The organism is Pseudomonas sp. PDM21 (assembly GCF_014852505.2).
Classification (GTDB): Bacteria; Pseudomonadota; Gammaproteobacteria; order Pseudomonadales; family Pseudomonadaceae; genus Pseudomonas.
Genome location: NZ_CM181223.1, coordinates 5123523 through 5139979, shown reverse-complemented (window position 1 = coordinate 5139979; position 16457 = coordinate 5123523). Strand labels below are relative to the sequence as shown.

The window sequence follows — 16457 nt, the reverse complement described above, 5'->3', positions numbered from 1 at the left end:
GGCCGGCGCGTCCGGCCCCACACACTTCCCCGTCTCCAGAGGCTGTTCCGACAATGCTGATCCTGCGCGGTGCTCCCGCCCTTTCCGCTTTCCGCCACGGCAAACTGCTCGACCTGCTGACCCAGCATGTGCCCGCCGTCACCGGGCTGTATGCCGAGTTTGCGCACTTCGCCGAGGTCACCGGAGCCCTCAACGCCGAGGAAGAACAAGTCCTGGCGCGCCTGCTGAAATACGGTCCGAGCGTTCCCGTGCAGGAGCCCGCCGGCCGCCTGTTCCTGGTTCTCCCGCGCTTCGGCACCATCTCGCCCTGGTCGAGCAAGGCCTCTGACATCGCCCGCAACTGCGGCCTGGCGAAGATCGAGCGCCTCGAGCGCGGCATCGCCTACTATGTCACCGGCGAGCTGAGCGAGGCCGACGCGCAAGCCGTCGCCGCCCGCCTGCACGACCGCATGACCCAGCTGGTCCTGAACCAGCTCGAAGATGCTTCGGCCCTGTTCAGCCACGCCCAGCCCAAGCCGCTGACCGTGGTCGACATCCTCGCCGGCGGTCGCGCGGCGCTGGAGAAGGCCAACCTTGAGCTGGGCCTGGCCCTGGCCGAAGACGAGATCGACTACCTGGTGAAGAGCTTCGTCGAGATGGGCCGCAACCCACACGACGTCGAGCTGATGATGTTCGCCCAGGCCAACTCCGAACACTGCCGCCACAAGATCTTCAACGCCAGTTGGGACATCGACGGCCAGGCTCAGGACAAGAGCCTGTTCGGCATGATCAAGAACACCTATGAAATGCACCGCGAAGGCGTGCTGTCCGCTTACAAGGACAATGCCGCGGTCATGAAGGGCTACGTCGCCGGCCGCTTCTACCCGAACGCCGAGACTCGCCAGTACGGCGCCAGCGAAGAGCCGGTGCACATCCTGATGAAGGTGGAGACCCACAACCACCCGACCGCCATCGCTCCCTTCCCCGGCGCCTCCACCGGCTCCGGCGGCGAGATCCGCGACGAAGGCGCGACCGGTCGTGGCGCCAAGCCGAAGGCCGGCCTGGTCGGCTTCACCGTCTCCAACCTGAACATCCCCGGTTTCGAGCAGCCCTGGGAAGTGCCCTACGGCAAGCCCGAGCGCATCGTCACCCCGCTGGACATCATGATCGAAGGCCCGCTCGGCGGCGCCGCGTTCAACAACGAATTCGGCCGCCCGAACCTGGCTGGCTACTTCCGCACCTTCGAGCAGGCCATCGCTACCCCGCGTGGTGAGGAAGTCCGCGGTTACCACAAGCCGATCATGATCGCCGGCGGCCTGGGCAACATCCGCGAAGACCACGTGCAGAAAGGCGAGATCTCGGTCGGCGCCAAGCTGATCGTGCTCGGCGGCCCGGCCATGCTGATCGGCCTGGGCGGCGGCGCCGCTTCTTCCATGGCCACCGGCGCTTCCGCCGCTGACCTGGACTTCGCCTCGGTGCAGCGCGAGAACCCGGAAATGGAACGCCGCTGCCAGGAGGTCATCGACCGCTGCTGGCAGATGGGCGAGAACAACCCGATCAAGTTCATCCACGACGTGGGCGCGGGCGGCATCTCCAACGCCCTGCCGGAACTGATCAACGACGGTGGCCGCGGCGGCCGCTTCGAACTGCGCAACGTGCCCAATGACGAGCCGGGCATGAGCCCGCTGGAAATCTGGTGCAACGAGTCACAGGAACGCTACGTGATGTCGGTGGACGCCGCCGACTTCGAGACCTTCAAGGCCATCTGCGAACGCGAGCGCTGCCCGTTCGCCGTGGTCGGTGAAGCCACCGAAGAGCTGCAGCTGACCGTCGCCGACAGCCACTTCGGCAACAAGCCGGTGAACATGCCGCTCGAAGTGCTGCTCGGCAAGCCGCCGCGCATGCACCGTTCGGTCACCCGCGAAGCCGAACTGGGCGATGACTTCGCCGCTGCCGGCCTGGACCTCACCGAGTCCACCGAGCGCGTGCTGCGCCACCCGGCCGTGGCCAGCAAGAACTTCCTGATCACCATCGGCGACCGCACCATCACCGGCCTGGTTGCCCGCGACCAGCTGGTCGGCCCGTGGCAGGTCCCGGTGGCCGATTGCGCCGTCACCGCCACCAGCTTCGACGTCTACACCGGTGAAGCCATGGCCATGGGCGAGCGTACTCCGCTGGCCGTGATCGACGCGCCGGCTTCCGGCCGCATGGCGATCGGCGAGACCATCACCAACCTCGCCGCCGCGAGCATCGACAAGATTTCCGAGATCAAGCTCTCCGCCAACTGGATGGCCGCTGCCGGCCACCCGGGCGAGGACGCGCGCCTGTACGACACCGTCAAGGCTGTCGGCATGGAGCTGTGCCCGGCGCTGGGCATCACCATCCCGGTGGGCAAGGACTCCATGTCCATGAAGACCCGCTGGCAGGATGGCGACGCCGAGAAGAGCGTCACCTCGCCGATGTCGCTGATCATCTCCGGCTTCGCTCCGGTCAACGACGTGCGCAAGACCCTGACCCCGCAGCTGCGCCTGGACAAGGGCGAGAGCGACCTGATCGTCATCGACCTCGGCCGCGGCAAGAACCGCATGGGCGGCTCGATCCTCGCCCAGGTCAACGGCCAGATCGGCCGCGCCGCTCCGGACGTCGATGACGCCGAAGACCTGAAAGCCTTCTTCGCCGTGATCCAGGGCCTGAACGCCGACGGCCACCTGCTGGCCTACCACGACCGTTCCGACGGCGGCCTGATGGCCACCGTGGTGGAAATGGCCTTCGCCGGTCATTGCGGCCTGGACCTGAACCTCGACGCGCTGGCTGACAGCCGTGACGAGCTGACCGCCGCCCTGTTCAACGAAGAGCTGGGCGCGGTGATTCAGGTGCGCTCCGCCGCCACCCCGGAAGTGCTGGCACAGTTCAGCGCCGCCGGCCTGGAAGACTGCGTCGCGGTCATCGGCCAGCCGGCCAGTGGCGCCGACATCGAGCTGTCCTTCAATGGCGAGCGCGTCTTCAATGCCCAGCGCCGCAACCTGCAGCGCATCTGGAGCGAAACCAGCTACCGCATCCAGCGCATGCGTGACAACGCCGACTGCGCCGACCAGGAATTCGACGGCCTGCTGGAAGAAGACAATCCCGGCCTGTCGGTGAAACTGAGCTTCGACGTCAACGACAACATCGCTGCGCCCTACATCAAGAAAGGCGTGCGTCCGCAGATCGCCATCCTGCGCGAGCAGGGCGTCAACGGTCAGGTGGAAATGGCCGCGGCCTTCGACCGCGCCGGCTTCGCCGCCGTCGACGTGCACATGAGCGACATCCTCTCCGGTCGCGTCAGCCTGGAGCAGTTCAAGGGCCTGGTGGCCTGCGGCGGCTTCTCCTACGGCGACGTACTGGGCGCCGGCGAAGGCTGGGCCAAGTCGATCCTGTTCAACGCCCGTGCCCGCGATGGCTTCCAGGCCTTCTTCGAGCGCAAGGACAGCTTCGCCCTCGGTGTGTGCAACGGTTGCCAGATGATGTCCAACCTGCACGAGCTGATCCCCGGCACCGAGTTCTGGCCGCACTTCGTGCGCAACCGCTCCGAGCAGTTCGAAGCGCGCGTGGCGATGGTCCAGGTGCAGGAGTCGCAGTCGATCTTCCTGCAGGGCATGGCCGGTTCGCGACTGCCGATCGCCATCGCCCACGGCGAAGGCCATGCGGAGTTCGAGAGCGAGGAAGCGCTGCTGGAGTCCGATCTGTCCGGCACCGTGGCCCTGCGTTTCGTCGACAACCTGGGCAAGGTCACCGAGAGCTACCCGGCCAACCCGAACGGCTCGCCGCGTGGCATCACCGGCCTGACCAGCCGCGACGGCCGCGTCACCATCATGATGCCGCACCCGGAGCGTGTGTTCCGCGCGGTGCAGAACTCCTGGCGTCCGGACGAGTGGGAAGAGGACGGCGGCTGGATGCGTATGTTCCGCAACGCCCGCGTCTGGGTCGGCTGAGTCCGGTCTGATGCGACACGGGAAAGGGGAAAGCTTCGGCTTTCCCCTTTTTCTTTGTCCGGCCATTGAGGAGGGGCGCGTTGGCTGACGACGAGAGGCTTCCTGAGGTTCGCGCAGTCACGCCGGGACAGGTCCTGCGCCTGTGCCGTTGCGGGCAGTGCGCCAGCCTGCCGGATGCCGCGGCGAGTTGTACCGACTCGCTGCAACTGACGGTCGGGCGGGAGCGACATCTGCTGCTGTGCTGTTGCGGGCTGTCGGCGAAGTTGCCGTTCTGCGACGGCTCCCACGCTCCTGCGGCGCCAGGTCTGAAAGAGCGCTGGCGGCGCTTCACCGGTCGGTGAGCTCGAAGTCCGTCACAGATTTCGTACAAAGTCGTTCCCAGGCGAACAAGCCCGGAACCGGACGGTCGAACTTCCACGATGACCTGCAAGTCATAAGAGGCAAAGTGCCACTATTTGTGGCAGGATTTGTCACCCGTGGCGCTCTTTGTCACGGCTGTGTCCCTGTTTCGATCGGAGCCTCCGATGTACAAACTGTGTTTCTACGTTCCGGAAAGCCATCTGGAACCGGTCAAGAAAGCGGTGTTCGCCGCCGGTGCAGGACGCATCGGTGCCTATGACAGCTGTTGCTGGCAGGCGCTCGGACAGGGACAGTTTCGCCCCTTGCAGGGCAGCAACCCCTATATCGGCCAGGCCGGCAGCGTCGAGCAGGTCGCCGAATGGAAGGTGGAGATGGTGGTGGCCGATGAGTTGATCCATGACTCGGTCAAGGCCCTCAAGCAGGCCCACCCGTACGAGACGCCGGCCTTCGAGGTCTGGCGGCTGTCGGACATGGTCTTCTGAGCAGGCATGAAAAAGGCGCCCTCGGGCGCCTTTTTTCTTTCCGAACCGCTTACGGGCGGATCTCGATCAGCGTGCCGTCCTTGACCAGGCTCCAGACCTCGCGCATGTCGGCGTTGGTCATGGCGATGCAGCCATTGGTCCAGTCCAGGGTCGAGAAGTACCACTCCGGGTAGTCGTCATCCATCGGCGTGCCATGGATCATGATCATGCCGCCGGGCGACAGGCTCTTTTCCCGTGCCTTGGCCACGTCGCGGGCGTTGGGGTAGGAGATGTGCATGGAGAGGTTGTACTTGTCGCTGGTCTTGCGCCAGTCGACCCAGTAGAAGCCTTCCGGCGTGCGGTTGTCGCCTTCGGCCAGCTTCGGGCCCTGTGGGCGCTTGCCCAGGGACACGCGATAGCTCTTGAGAACCTTGCCGTTGCTGATGAGGTTCAGTTTGCGCTCGGACTTGAGCACGAGAATCTTGTCGATACGACCGTCGAGCGTGGGCATCGCGTTGGCATGCGAGAACGCTGCGAAGGTCAGACAAAGTACGGCAATCAACCAGCGCATCGAGTGGTGTTCCCCGGTAGTTCCTAAAGCCTTAGAGGCGGTATATGAGCTTATTAGTTCTTTTTCTGTGCAAGCATTGGGAGAATCCCTTCATTGCGTATCGGGAAGCTCTGAACGATCCGATCCGTCAGGAAATATTCTAAGGTACGGCCCACGGTGGGGAAAGCCAGCTCGTCCCACGGAATGTCGGATTCTTCGAAGAGTTGTACCTCCAGGCTTTCCTCGCCGGCGAAGAAGTCCAGGTCAGCCAGTTCCGCGCGGAAGAAGATATAAACCTGGCTGATATGCGGTAGATCAAAGACCGTATAAAGCTGCAGGTCGTGGACGCGGGCATTGGCCTCTTCGAGGGTCTCGCGGGCGGCGGCCTGTTCCAGGGTCTCGCCGTTCTCCATAAAGCCCGCCGGCAGTGTCCAGAAGCCCTGGCGCGGCTGGATGGCGCGGCGGCAGAGGAGAATTTTCCCCTCCCAGACCGGCAGGCAGCCGGCGACGATGCGTGGGTTCTGGTAATGCACGGTCTGGCACTGGTCGCAGACGAAGCGCGGGCGGTTGTCGCCGCTGGGGATGCGCAGGCTCACGCTGGCGCCGCACTGGCTGCAGAATTTCATGCCGCTTCCTTGTTATTGAATGGAACAATCTTGCGCGTTGCGCGGTGCGCCCAGCAAGGGGCGGGGGTTGGGCAGGGGCGTCTTTCGTGCCATGATCCTTCAATTAGAAGAATCGGCCCCCGCAGGATGTTCGGCATGCTGGACCAGCTGCGCCAACGCATACAGACGCACACGCCAAGCGACCTTGAAACGGACCACAGCTTCCCGGAAGCAGCGGTCCTGCTACCCATCACTCCCCAGGAAGAGCTCGTGCTCACCCTGCGCGCGACCGGGCTTTCAACCCATAGCGGCGAAGTCGCCTTCCCCGGTGGGCGCCGTGACCCGGAGGACGTGGACCTGATCCACACCGCCCTGCGCGAGGCTCAGGAGGAGATCGCCCTGCCACCGGGACTGGTGGAGGTCGTCGGACCGTTGAGCACCCTGGTGTCGCGGCACGGTATCCTGGTCAAGCCATTCGTCGGCTTCGTCCCCGATTTCGTGGAGTACCGCCCCAACGACGGCGAGATCGACGCCGTGTTCAAGGTGCCGCTGGAGTTCTTCCGCGGCGACCCGCGGGAAACCACCCACCGCATCGATTACTTCGGCCGCAGCTGGTACGTCCCGAGCTATCTGTTCGAGGGCTACAAGATCTGGGGCCTGTCCGCGATCATGCTGGTCGAGTTGCTGAACCTGCTGTACGACGCTCGCATCGACCTGCACCAGCCGCCGTCGAAGTTCATCAAGTTGAGCTGAGACCCGATAACAAAGAGCGGCCCCCGCCTGAGGAGAAACCCATGAAGTACCGCCTGGGCTCGTCCCGAGTCGAAACCCATCCGGAAAGCTGGATCGCCCCCAATGCCACGGTAGTCGGCAAGGTGCGCCTCGACGCCGGCGCCAGCGTGTGGTTCAACGCCGTGCTGCGCGGCGACAACGAGCTGATCCATATCGGCGAGCACAGCAACGTGCAGGACGGCACCGTCATGCACACCGACATGGGCTTCCCGCTGACCCTGGGCAAGGGCGTGACCATCGGCCACAACGCCATGCTGCACGGCTGCACGGTGGGCGATTACAGCCTCATCGGCATCAACGCGGTGATCCTCAACGGCGCGAAGATCGGCAAGTACTGCATCATCGGCGCCAACGCGCTGATTCCCGAGGGCAAGGAAATCCCCGACGGCTCTCTGGTCATGGGTTCCCCCGGCAAGGTGGTGCGAGAGCTGACCGAGCCGCAGAAGAAGATGCTCGAAGCCAGCGCCGCCCATTATGTCCACAACGCCCAGCGCTACGCCCGCGATCTGGCCGAGCAGGAAGATGACTGAAGAACGTCCCGTCGCTTCGCCCTGTGTGCACGTCTGCGCGCTGGACGATGCCGATATCTGTCTGGGCTGCCAGCGCAGCGCCGCCGAAATCACCCGCTGGGGCCTGATGGACAATGCCGAGCGCCGTGAGGTGCTCCTGCGTTGCGACCAGCGCGCCCGCGAGCAGGGGGTGCTGGTCTAGCGCCTGCACGCCTGAGAGCTACCCCGTTTCGAACTTTCCCTTCCTGAGGTTTCCCGCAATGCCCCGTATTGGAACTCCCCTGTCGCCGAGCGCGACCCGCGTACTGCTCTGTGGCTCCGGCGAGCTGGGCAAGGAAGTGGCGATCGAGCTGCAGCGCCTGGGCTGCGAAGTGATTGCCGTCGACCGCTACGAGAATGCGCCGGCCATGCAGGTCGCGCATCGCAGCCACGTGATCAGCATGCTCGACGGTGTCGCCCTGCGCGCGGTGATCGAGCAGGAGAAACCGCACTACATTGTGCCGGAGATCGAAGCCATCGCCACCGCGACCCTGGTCGAGCTGGAGAGCGAAGGCTACACCGTCATCCCCACCGCCCGTGCTGCCCAGCTGACCATGAACCGTGAGGGCATCCGGCGCCTGGCCGCTGAAGAGCTGGGCCTGCCGACCTCGCCGTACCACTTCGCCGACACCTACGAGGACTACGCCGCTGGTGTCGCCGCCGTGGGCTATCCGTGCGTGGTGAAGCCGATCATGAGCTCCTCGGGCAAGGGTCAGAGCGTGCTCAAGTCCGACGCCGACCTGAAGACCGCCTGGGATTACGCCCAGGAAGGTGGCCGCGCCGGCAAGGGCCGCGTCATAGTCGAAGGCTTCATCGACTTCGACTATGAAATCACCCTGCTGACCGTGCGCCACATCGGCGGCACCACCTTCTGCGCGCCCATCGGCCACCGTCAGGTGAAGGGCGACTACCACGAGTCCTGGCAGCCCCAGGCGATGAGCCCGAAGGCGCTGGCCGAGTCCGAGCGCGTGGCCAGGGCGGTCACCGAAGCCCTCGGCGGTCGCGGCCTGTTCGGCGTGGAGCTGTTCGTGAAGGGCGATGAAGTGTGGTTCAGCGAAGTCTCCCCGCGCCCTCACGACACCGGCCTGGTCACCCTGATTTCCCAGGACCTCTCCGAGTTCGCCCTGCACGCCCGCGCCATCCTCGGCCTGCCGATCCCGGTGATCCGCCAGCTGGGTGACTCCGCCTCGGCGGTGATCCTGGTAGAAGGCAAGTCGCAGCAGGTGTCCTTCGGCAATCTCGGCGCCGCGCTGAGCGAACCGGACACCGCGCTGCGCCTGTTCGGCAAGCCGGAAGTGGACGGCCAGCGACGCATGGGTGTCGCCCTGGCGCGCGACGAGTCGATCGACGCCGCTCGCGCCAAGGCCACCCGTTCGGCCCAGGCGGTCAAAGTCGAGCTGTGAGCCGCTGGGCGGGGCTGATGTGGTGGGCAGCGGCGTTGCCGCTGCTGCCGCTGGCCCTGCCCTTGGCCGTGCGCACCCGGCGCACGGCCTTGCGCCTGGCACCCGCCGCCGGCGCCTGCGAAGGCATCGCAGGGACGGAATTTGCCGGCGACCCCTTTCGTCTGTTGTTGTTGGGCGAGTCCACCGTCGCCGGTGTCGGCGCTTCCTGCCTGGATTTCGCCTTGGCCGGCCGGCTGGCTTTGGCACTTTCAGATCGTCTCCAGCGCCCCGTCGCCTGGCATGCGGTGGGGGAGAACGGCATCACCGTCGGTGAGGCCTGCGAACGCCTGCTGCCGCTGGCCGGAGAGGCCTACGACCTTGTGGCGCTGGTCTTCGGCGTCAACGACACCACGCACTTCAGCTCCAGCCAGCGTTGGCTGGGCTCCCTCGGGCAGTTGATCGAGCACTTCCGTGGCCGTGGCGCACGGGTGGTGTGCACGGCGGTGCCTCCGTTGCAGCACTTCACGGCCTTGCCCTGGTTATTGCGACAATTGCTGGGTTGGCGCGCGATGCTGCTGGATCGCCAGCTCAGTGCCCTGGCGCTGGCGCAGGGGGCGGGCTATTGCGGGGTGAGCCTGGAGATGCAGCCGCAGTTCCTCGCCATCGATGGCTATCACCCGTCGGCGCTGGGCTACCAGGTCTGGGGCGAGCATCTGGCGCAGTGGCTGGTTGCCCAGCCCAGCCCTGACCTGTAGGAGCAAGCTCGCTCCTACAGAAGAGATCGGGCCTCAGCGAATGTCGTTCAGATCTGCCTCGCGGGTCTCGCGCAGGCACAGCACGGCCAGCAGGCTGAGTGCGGCCGCGACCGACACGTAACCGCCCACCCAGCTCAATCCACCCATGCCCACCAGTTTCTGCGCGATGTACGGCGCTACCGAGGCACCGAGGATGCCGCCCAGGTTGTAGGCCGCCGAAGCGCCGGTGTAGCGCACGTGGGTGGGGAAGAGTTCCGGTAGGAGTGCGCCCATGGGGGCGAAGGTCACGCCCATGAGGAACAGTTCCAGCGACAGGAATACCGCCACTTCCACCGAGGAGCCCTGGCTCAGCAGCGGCTCCATGGCGAAGCCCGAGGCGATGGCGGCGAGGGTGCCGACGATCAGTACCGGCTTGCGCCCGAAGCGGTCGCTCAGCCAGGCCGAGACCGGTGTGGCGGCGGCCATGAAGAGCACGGCAATGCACAGCAGGCCGAGGAAGTCCTCGCGGCTGTAGCCCAGGGTGCTGACGCCGTAGCTCAGCGAGAACACCGTGGAGATATAGAAGAGTGCGTAGCACACCACCATCGCCAGGGCGCCCAGCAGGGTCGGTCGCCAGTGTTTGCTCAGCAGTTCGGCGATCGGCAGGCTGGAGCGCTCGTGGCGTTCCATGGCCTTGGCGAACACTGGCGTTTCTACCAGCTTCAGGCGCACGTACAGGCCGACCAAGACCAGCACGGCACTGAGCACGAACGGGATGCGCCAGCCCCAGGCGCGGAACTGCTCTTCGCTGAGGAACATGGCCAGGCAGAGGAACAGGCCGTTGGCGGCGAGGAAGCCAATCGACGGGCCCATCTGTGGGAACATGCCGAACCAGGCGCGACGGCCCTTGGGCGCGTTCTCCGTGGCCAGCAGCGCAGCACCGCCCCATTCACCACCCAGCCCGAGGCCCTGGCCGAAGCGAAGCACGCAGAGCAGGATCGGCGCCCAGGCGCCAATGCTGTCGTAGCCCGGCAGCAGGCCGATCAGGGTGGTGGAGATGCCCATCAGCAGCAATGAGGCCACCAGGGTCGATTTGCGCCCGATGCGGTCGCCGAAATGGCCGAACAGCGCCGAGCCCAGCGGGCGGGCAAGGAAGGCGATGCCGAAGGTGATGAAGGCGCTGAGCGCCTGGGCGGTACCGGAGGTCTGCGGGAAGAACACCGGGCCGATCACCAGCGCGGCGGCGGTAGCGTAGACGTAGAAGTCGTAGAACTCGATGGCGGTGCCGATGAAGCTGGCCACCGCGACGCGGGTGGTGGAGTTGGTCTGTTCGGCCGGCTGTGCGGCTTCGAGGGTGGCGCTGGTCATACGGGGAATATCCCTGACAGTCACGGCTGGCGACGACTCTCTGATCGTGTCCAGCGTCATAGGAGGCATCGCCATGGCGCGAGTGCGAGCGCGGCCCGGGATCGGGGCAGGGTGGGCGCGGCTCGCGGCGGGTCAGGGCGAGTCCGGCTGCTTCGCAAGGCAACGACGCGGGTCGAGGCTCGGCGGGGCGTGCGATTGACTGGCCGGCGCGGCGTCGCGGGTAACGACGGGCACAGGCGGGAGGCTGGGTAAGCCGTCCGGATTATAGGGGCGGGCGGGGCGGCTCAGGCAAGCTCGTCGGTGTAGGGCGCTTCCCTGGGCGGCGCGCCGGGCAGCCAGGCGCGCACACTTTTCACCCGGTTTTCGCCGGACTGGAGGATTTCCAGGCGGTAGCGGCCGATCTTCAGGCATACCGCGCAGTCGGGAATCTGTTCCAGCGCTTCGGTGACCAGGCCGTTGAGGGTCTTGGGGCCGTCGCTGGGCAGTTGCCAGCCCAGGGCTCGGTTGACGTCGCGCAAGTTGGCCGAGCCGTCGATGACGTAGGTGCCGTCGGCCTGGGGATGGATGTCCGGGTTGCGCAGGGTGTTCTGGTTGCTGAACTCGCCGACGATTTCTTCGAGGATGTCTTCCAGGGTGATGATGCCGATCACCTCGCCGTACTCGTCGACGACGATGCCGATGCGCCGCTTCTGCTTCTGGAAGTTGATCAGCTGGGTCGACAGCGGCGTGCTCTCGGGCACGAAGTAGGGCTCCAGGCACGCGGCCTTGAGGCTTTCCTTGGTCAACTGGTTATGGGTCAGCAGGCGGGCGATCTGGCGCATGTGCACCACGCCCTCGACCTGGTTGATGTCGTTGCGGAACACCGGCAGGCGGGTGTGAGTGGTGTTGCGCAGCTGGCCGATGATGGTTTCCAGCTCATCGTCCAGGTCGATGCCCTGAACTTCGTTGCGCGGCACCATCAGGTCGTTCACCGTGATCTTTTCCAGGTCGAGGATGCTCAGCAGCATGTCCTGGCGGTTGTTGGTGAGCTTCTCGCTGGAGTCGGTGACCACGCTGCGCAGCTCGTCATTGCTCAGCGGCTTGTTGCCACGCTGGGTCGGGTCGAGGCCGCCCAGGCGCAGCAGAAGGTTGCTGATGCCGGTCATCAGCCAGAGCAGCGGGCTGAACAGCTTCTGCATCCAGATCAGCGGCAGGCTGGCAGGGAAGGCGACGCGCTCGGGGCGCAGGGCGGCGTAGGTCTTGGGGGTGATTTCGCCGAAGATCAGCAGGATCAGCGTCAGTGCCACGGTGGCGATGGCCACGCCGGCCTCGCCCCACAGGCGCAGGGCCAGCAGGGTCGCCAGGGACGAAGCGATGATGTTGACGAAGTTGTTGCCGATCAGGATGGTGCCCAGCAGCCGGTCGGTGCGCAGCAGCAGCCAGCTGGTGCGCCGTGCGCCGCGGTTGCCCTTCTTGGACAGGTGGCGCAGGCGGTAGCGGTCGAGGCTGAGCATGCCGGTCTCGACGCTGGAGAAGAACGCCGAGCAGAGGATCAGGAAGACCAGCAGGCCGATCAGGTAGCCGGGGTGGATCTCTTCCATGCGCGCAGGTCCTTCAGCGGCGCTCGGGCGCCGCCGTTAGCGTCAGATGTGCAGGATGAATTCCTTGACCAGCTTGCTGCCGAAGTAGGCCAGCATCAGCAGGCAGAAACCCGCGAGGGTCCAGCGGATCGCCTTGTGGCCGCGCCAGCCGAGCTGGTGGCGGCCCCACAGCAGTACGCCGAATACCACCCAGGCGAAGCAGGAGAGGATGGTCTTGTGCGCCAGATGCTGGGCGAACAGGTTGTCGACGAACAGCCAGCCGGAGATCAGCGACAGCGAGAGCAGCGACCAGCCGCCCCAGAGGAAGCCGAAGAGCAGGCTTTCCATGGTCTGCAGCGGCGGGAAGTTGCGGATCAGGCCCGACGGGTGCTTGTGCTTGAGCTGATGGTCCTGCACCAGCAGGAGCAGCGCCTGGACCACGGCGATGGTCAGCAGGCCATAGGCCAGGATCGACAGCAGGATGTGGGCGAGGATGCCGGGCTGCTCGTTGATCGGCTCGATGGTGCCGTGGGGCATCAGCACGGCCAGCAGGGTGGTCAGCGCGCCGAGCGGATAAAGGAAGATCAGCAGGTTGTGCACCGGGATGCGCAGGCACGCCAGCAGGGTCAGGGCGGTAACCGCGGCGGAGATCAGGCTGGCGGCGTTGAAGAAGTCCAGCGCCAGGCCCGCGGGCGTCAGCAGCTCCTGGCTCAGGCTGTACGCCTGGCAGAGCAGGGCGACCAGGCCCAGCAGGAGGAGCAGCGGTTTCTGCGGCGGGGTGCGGCGGGCCAGGCTTGCGCCCTGGTAGGCGGTGGTGCCGATATAAAGGACGGCGGCGATCAGGCTGGGCAGCAGAGGTTGCATAAGTCCTTGGAACAGTCCTTCGACGGGGGACCCGAAAGGTGCTGAGTTTGGCACAGATCGCCCGCGCCTAGAAAGCCGCTGAGAACAGTTCGCTACTGGCCTGCGAAGCGGTCCGTCACATCGGGATCATCGGCGGTGTTGGCGTTGGCCGCACTTGGTTATAATCGGCGGCTTGCTGACAAGCCAAACCCTGGTCCGACCGGGCCTGATTAGGAACGCGCATGTTCGAAAACCTTACAGATCGCCTCTCGCAAACGCTGCGCCACGTCACCGGCAAGGCCAAGCTGACCGAGGACAACATCAAGGACACGCTCCGCGAAGTGCGGATGGCCCTGCTGGAAGCCGACGTGGCCCTGCCGGTGGTCAAGGACTTCGTCGCCAAGATCAAGGATCGCGCGGTCGGCACCGAAGTTTCCAAGAGCCTGACCCCGGGCCAGGCCTTCGTGAAGATCGTCCAGGCCGAACTGGTCGAGCTGATGGGCGCGGCCAACGAGGACCTCGACCTCGCAGCAGCCCCGCCGGCGGTCATCCTGATGGCCGGCCTGCAGGGCGCGGGCAAGACCACCACCGCCGGCAAGCTGGCGCGCTTCCTGAAAGAGCGCAAGAAAAAGTCCGTGCTGCTGGTGTCCGCCGACGTCTACCGTCCGGCGGCGATCAAACAGCTGGAAACCCTGGCCAACGACCTGGACGTGACCTTCTTCCCGTCCGACACCAGCCAGAAGCCGGTCGCCATCGCCGAAGCGGCGATCCGCGAAGCCAAGCTGAAGTTCATCGACGTGGTGATCGTCGACACCGCCGGCCGTCTGCACATCGACGCCGACATGATGGACGAGATCAAGCAGGTCCACGCGGCGATCAAGCCGGTGGAAACCCTGTTCGTGGTCGACGCCATGACCGGCCAGGACGCAGCCAATACCGCCAAGGCCTTCAATGATGCGCTGCCGCTGACCGGCGTGGTGCTGACCAAGGTCGACGGCGACGCCCGTGGTGGTGCCGCGCTGTCCGTGCGCGCCATCACCGGCAAGCCGATCAAGTTCCTCGGCATGGGCGAGAAGAGCGAGGCGCTCGATCCGTTCCACCCCGATCGCGTGGCCTCGCGCATCCTCGGCATGGGTGACGTGCTCAGCCTGATCGAGCAGGCCGAGCAGAGCATGGACCGCGAGAAGGCCGAGAAGCTCGCGAAGAAGATCAAGAAGGGCAAGGGCTTCGACCTGGAAGACTTCCGCGATCAGCTGCAACAGATGAAGAACATGGGCGGCCTGGGCAGCCTCATGGACAAGCTGCCGATGCTCGGCGGCGTCAACCTGTCGCAGATGGGCAACGCGCAGAACGCGGCGGAGAAGCAGTTCAAGCAGATGGAGGCGATCATCAACTCCATGACTCCTGCCGAGCGCCGTGATCCGGAAGTGATCAGCGGCTCGCGCAAGCGCCGCATCGCCATGGGTTCGGGTACCCAGGTGCAGGACGTTGGTCGCCTCATCAAGCAGCACAAGCAGATGCAGAAGATGATGAAGAAGGTCACCGCCAAGGGCGGCATGGCCAAGATGATGCGCGGCATGGGGAGCATGTTCCCCGGCGGCATGCCCAAGATGTGAGGCCAGACGGCTCGCCGCCTGGCGGACCGGACGCGCTGCGGCTTGCGGCGCGTGGCTTTAGCTCATAGAATATGCGGCCTTTCGGGCTATGTGCCCGAGGGCTGCATTTCTTTTTTGCAAGCAAACCATAGGAACAACGTACGCATGGTAACCATTCGTCTGGCTCGTGGCGGCTCCAAGAAGCGCCCGTTCTATCACCTGACCGTGACCAACAGCCGCAACGCTCGTGACGGCCGTTTCGTCGAGCGCGTCGGCTTCTTCAACCCTGTCGCCACTGGCGCCGAAGTCAAGTTCTCGGTCAACCAGGAGCGTCTGAACTACTGGCTGAGCCAAGGCGCTCAACCGTCTGAGCGTGTTGCTCAGCTGATCAAGGAAGCCGCCAAGGCTGCCTGAGATCGATGAACACGAATACTGCTCCCGCCGAGGAGATGGTTGTTCTCGGCAAGATCGTATCGGTGCACGGTATTCGTGGTGAGGTGAAGGTGTATTCCTTTACCGATCCGTTGGACAACCTGCTGGACTATCGCCGCTGGACGCTCAAGCGTGGCAACGAGGTTCGACAGGCTGAGCTGGTTCAAGGTCGCGTGCAGGGCAATGTCCTGGTCGCGAAGCTGAAGGGACTGGAAGATCGCGAGATCGCCCGCACCTTCGCTGAATTCGAAATCCTGGTCCCGCGCAGCGAGCTGCCGGTGCTGGACGATGGCGAGTTCTACTGGAGCCAGTTGGAAGGTCTCAAGGTGATCGACCAGAACGGGCAACTGTTCGGGATTCTCGACCACATGCTGGAGACCGGCGCCAACGATGTGATGGTAGTCAAGCCCTGCGCAGGCAGCCTGGACGACCGTGAACGCCTGCTTCCGTATACGGATCAGTGCGTGCAATCGGTAGACCTGGAAGCCGGCGAGATGCGGGTGGACTGGGACGCGGACTTCTAGCCCATGTGGATAGGGGTTATCAGCATCTTTCCCGAGATGTTTCGCGCCATCAGCGACTATGGCATCACGAGTCGCGCGGTCAAGCAGGAGCTGATTCAGCTTCAGTGCTTCAACCCGCGAAGCAACACCGAGGACCGTCACCAGACGGTGGACGACAGGCCTTTCGGCGGTGGTCCCGGCATGGTGATGAAAATCAAGCCGCTCGAAGGCGCGCTGGGCGATGCCCGGCAAGCCGCAGGCGGACCGGTGAAGGTGATCTACCTCTCGCCGCAAGGTCGCAAGCTCACGCAGGCGGCCGTGAAAGAACTGGCGAACGAGGAACGACTGATCCTGATCGCCGGGCGTTACGAAGGCATCGACGAGCGTTTCATTGAAGAGCATGTCGATGAGGAATGGTCAGTTGGCGATTACGTCCTGTCCGGGGGTGAGCTTCCGGCCATGGTGCTGATTGACGCGGTCACGCGGTTGTTGCCCGGTGCACTGGGCCACGTGGACTCCGCCGAGGAGGACTCCTTCACGGATGGCCTGCTCGACTGTCCGCACTACACCCGACCCGAGGTGTACGCAGACAAACGTGTTCCTGAGGTGCTGCTCAGCGGCAACCACGAACACATCCGGCGCTGGCGTTTGCAGCAGTCCTTAGGCAGGACCTGGGAACGACGTGCCGATCTTCTGGATTGCCGCTCGCTTTCTGGAGAAGAGAAAAAGCTGCTGGAGGAATACATCCGCCAGCGGAACGATAGTTAACGTATCG

17 protein-coding genes are annotated in these 16457 nt (G+C 65.0%); 12 read left to right on the top strand and 5 right to left on the bottom strand.

Annotation, left to right across the window (positions count from 1 at the left end; translation table 11 throughout):
* Positions 1-53: 53 nt before the first annotated feature.
* The 3 genes from purL to IB275_RS23710 all read left to right on the top strand — a co-directional run bounded on the left by purL (position 54) and on the right by IB275_RS23710 (position 4792).
* The gene (purL, locus tag IB275_RS23720; protein WP_192291525.1) at positions 54-3950 is read left to right on the top strand and encodes a phosphoribosylformylglycinamidine synthase; all 3897 of its coding nucleotides are present in this window, start codon (positions 54-56) and stop codon (positions 3948-3950) included.
* Between the two features lie 80 nt (positions 3951-4030).
* Positions 4031-4291, top strand: coding sequence for a CDGSH iron-sulfur domain-containing protein (locus tag IB275_RS23715; RefSeq protein WP_192291522.1), 261 nt, complete (start codon positions 4031-4033; stop codon positions 4289-4291).
* 183 nt (positions 4292-4474) lie between these two features.
* Positions 4475-4792: a YqfO family protein gene (locus tag IB275_RS23710; RefSeq protein WP_045210478.1), complete on the top strand. Its 318-nt coding sequence runs from the start codon at positions 4475-4477 to the stop codon at positions 4790-4792.
* A 49-nt stretch (positions 4793-4841) separates the two neighbouring features.
* Here IB275_RS23710 and IB275_RS23705 read toward each other — a convergent pair whose 3' ends face one another.
* Together IB275_RS23705 and IB275_RS23700 are read right to left on the bottom strand one after the other, a co-directional pair.
* Complete coding sequence (locus tag IB275_RS23705; protein WP_081515923.1) at positions 4842-5342, bottom strand: L,D-transpeptidase family protein; 501 nt, start codon at positions 5340-5342, stop codon at positions 4842-4844.
* A gap of 53 nt (positions 5343-5395) precedes the next feature.
* Entirely contained in the window at positions 5396-5947 is a 552-nt protein-coding gene (locus tag IB275_RS23700; RefSeq protein WP_192291520.1) for an NUDIX hydrolase, read from the bottom strand.
* A 135-nt stretch (positions 5948-6082) separates the two neighbouring features.
* On the opposite strand from IB275_RS23700, the gene IB275_RS23695 reads away from it, so the two are divergent.
* Genes IB275_RS23695 through IB275_RS23675 form a run of 5 tightly spaced genes read left to right on the top strand, consistent with a single transcriptional unit; the run spans position 6083 to position 9403 of the window.
* Entirely contained in the window at positions 6083-6679 is a 597-nt protein-coding gene (locus tag IB275_RS23695) for a CoA pyrophosphatase (RefSeq protein ID WP_017522246.1), read from the top strand.
* A 41-nt stretch (positions 6680-6720) separates the two neighbouring features.
* The gene (locus tag IB275_RS23690) at positions 6721-7248 is read left to right on the top strand and encodes a gamma carbonic anhydrase family protein (RefSeq protein ID WP_192291518.1); all 528 of its coding nucleotides are present in this window, start codon (positions 6721-6723) and stop codon (positions 7246-7248) included.
* On the top strand, positions 7241-7429 hold the full coding sequence (locus IB275_RS23685) for a DUF1289 domain-containing protein (RefSeq protein ID WP_192291516.1): 189 nt from the start codon (positions 7241-7243) through the stop codon (positions 7427-7429). The genes IB275_RS23690 and IB275_RS23685 overlap by 8 nt, the downstream gene beginning before the upstream one ends.
* Before the next feature lie 58 nt (positions 7430-7487).
* The gene (gene purT / locus IB275_RS23680; protein ID WP_192291515.1) at positions 7488-8669 is read left to right on the top strand and encodes a formate-dependent phosphoribosylglycinamide formyltransferase; all 1182 of its coding nucleotides are present in this window, start codon (positions 7488-7490) and stop codon (positions 8667-8669) included.
* Positions 8666-9403, top strand: coding sequence for an SGNH/GDSL hydrolase family protein (locus tag IB275_RS23675; protein ID WP_192291513.1), 738 nt, complete (start codon positions 8666-8668; stop codon positions 9401-9403). The genes purT and IB275_RS23675 overlap by 4 nt, the downstream gene beginning before the upstream one ends.
* A 33-nt stretch (positions 9404-9436) precedes the next feature.
* Here the strand turns inward: IB275_RS23675 and IB275_RS23670 are convergent, their stop codons facing one another.
* From IB275_RS23670 to IB275_RS23660, 3 genes are all read right to left on the bottom strand, one after another.
* On the bottom strand, positions 9437-10750 hold the full coding sequence (locus IB275_RS23670) for an MFS transporter (RefSeq protein WP_192291511.1): 1314 nt from the start codon (positions 10748-10750) through the stop codon (positions 9437-9439).
* 284 nt (positions 10751-11034) lie between these two features.
* Entirely contained in the window at positions 11035-12330 is a 1296-nt protein-coding gene (locus IB275_RS23665; RefSeq protein WP_081515916.1) for an HlyC/CorC family transporter, read from the bottom strand.
* Between the two features lie 42 nt (positions 12331-12372).
* Positions 12373-13173, bottom strand: coding sequence for a cytochrome C assembly family protein (locus IB275_RS23660; protein WP_192291509.1), 801 nt, complete (start codon positions 13171-13173; stop codon positions 12373-12375).
* Between the two features lie 221 nt (positions 13174-13394).
* On the opposite strand from IB275_RS23660, the gene ffh reads away from it, so the two are divergent.
* The 4 genes from ffh to trmD all read left to right on the top strand — a co-directional run bounded on the left by ffh (position 13395) and on the right by trmD (position 16450).
* Positions 13395-14768 (top strand): signal recognition particle protein, encoded by a 1374-nt coding sequence (ffh, locus tag IB275_RS23655; RefSeq protein WP_081515914.1) that lies wholly within the window; start codon positions 13395-13397, stop codon positions 14766-14768.
* 144 nt (positions 14769-14912) lie between these two features.
* Positions 14913-15161, top strand: a complete 249-nt coding sequence (rpsP, locus tag IB275_RS23650; RefSeq protein ID WP_192291507.1) for a 30S ribosomal protein S16 — start codon at positions 14913-14915, stop codon at positions 15159-15161.
* A gap of 5 nt (positions 15162-15166) precedes the next feature.
* A complete protein-coding gene (gene rimM / locus IB275_RS23645) occupies positions 15167-15703 on the top strand; it encodes a ribosome maturation factor RimM (RefSeq protein WP_192291505.1) in 537 nt (178 codons plus the stop codon).
* Positions 15704-15706: 3 nt separating this feature from the next.
* Complete coding sequence (gene trmD / locus IB275_RS23640) at positions 15707-16450, top strand: tRNA (guanosine(37)-N1)-methyltransferase TrmD (protein ID WP_024766884.1); 744 nt, start codon at positions 15707-15709, stop codon at positions 16448-16450.
* The last annotated feature ends 7 nt before the right edge of the window (positions 16451-16457 follow it).

Excerpts from the sequence above, each read along its gene's own strand:
- purL (WP_192291525.1), top strand. The coding sequence starts at position 54 with ATGCTGATCCTGCGCGGTGCTCCCGCCCTTTCCGCTTTCCGCCACGGC.
- IB275_RS23710 (WP_045210478.1), top strand. The coding sequence starts at position 4,475 with ATGTACAAACTGTGTTTCTACGTTCCGGAAAGCCATCTGGAACCGGTC.
- IB275_RS23705 (WP_081515923.1), bottom strand. The coding sequence starts at position 5,342 with ATGCGCTGGTTGATTGCCGTACTTTGTCTGACCTTCGCAGCGTTCTCG.
- IB275_RS23700 (WP_192291520.1), bottom strand. The coding sequence starts at position 5,947 with ATGAAATTCTGCAGCCAGTGCGGCGCCAGCGTGAGCCTGCGCATCCCC.
- IB275_RS23695 (WP_017522246.1), top strand. The coding sequence starts at position 6,083 with ATGCTGGACCAGCTGCGCCAACGCATACAGACGCACACGCCAAGCGAC.
- IB275_RS23690 (WP_192291518.1), top strand. The coding sequence starts at position 6,721 with ATGAAGTACCGCCTGGGCTCGTCCCGAGTCGAAACCCATCCGGAAAGC.
- IB275_RS23685 (WP_192291516.1), top strand. The coding sequence starts at position 7,241 with ATGACTGAAGAACGTCCCGTCGCTTCGCCCTGTGTGCACGTCTGCGCG.
- purT (WP_192291515.1), top strand. The coding sequence starts at position 7,488 with ATGCCCCGTATTGGAACTCCCCTGTCGCCGAGCGCGACCCGCGTACTG.
- IB275_RS23670 (WP_192291511.1), bottom strand. The coding sequence starts at position 10,750 with ATGACCAGCGCCACCCTCGAAGCCGCACAGCCGGCCGAACAGACCAAC.
- IB275_RS23665 (WP_081515916.1), bottom strand. The coding sequence starts at position 12,330 with ATGGAAGAGATCCACCCCGGCTACCTGATCGGCCTGCTGGTCTTCCTG.
- IB275_RS23660 (WP_192291509.1), bottom strand. The coding sequence starts at position 13,173 with ATGCAACCTCTGCTGCCCAGCCTGATCGCCGCCGTCCTTTATATCGGC.
- ffh (WP_081515914.1), top strand. The coding sequence starts at position 13,395 with ATGTTCGAAAACCTTACAGATCGCCTCTCGCAAACGCTGCGCCACGTC.
- rpsP (WP_192291507.1), top strand. The coding sequence starts at position 14,913 with ATGGTAACCATTCGTCTGGCTCGTGGCGGCTCCAAGAAGCGCCCGTTC.
- rimM (WP_192291505.1), top strand. The coding sequence starts at position 15,167 with ATGAACACGAATACTGCTCCCGCCGAGGAGATGGTTGTTCTCGGCAAG.
- trmD (WP_024766884.1), top strand. The coding sequence starts at position 15,707 with ATGTGGATAGGGGTTATCAGCATCTTTCCCGAGATGTTTCGCGCCATC.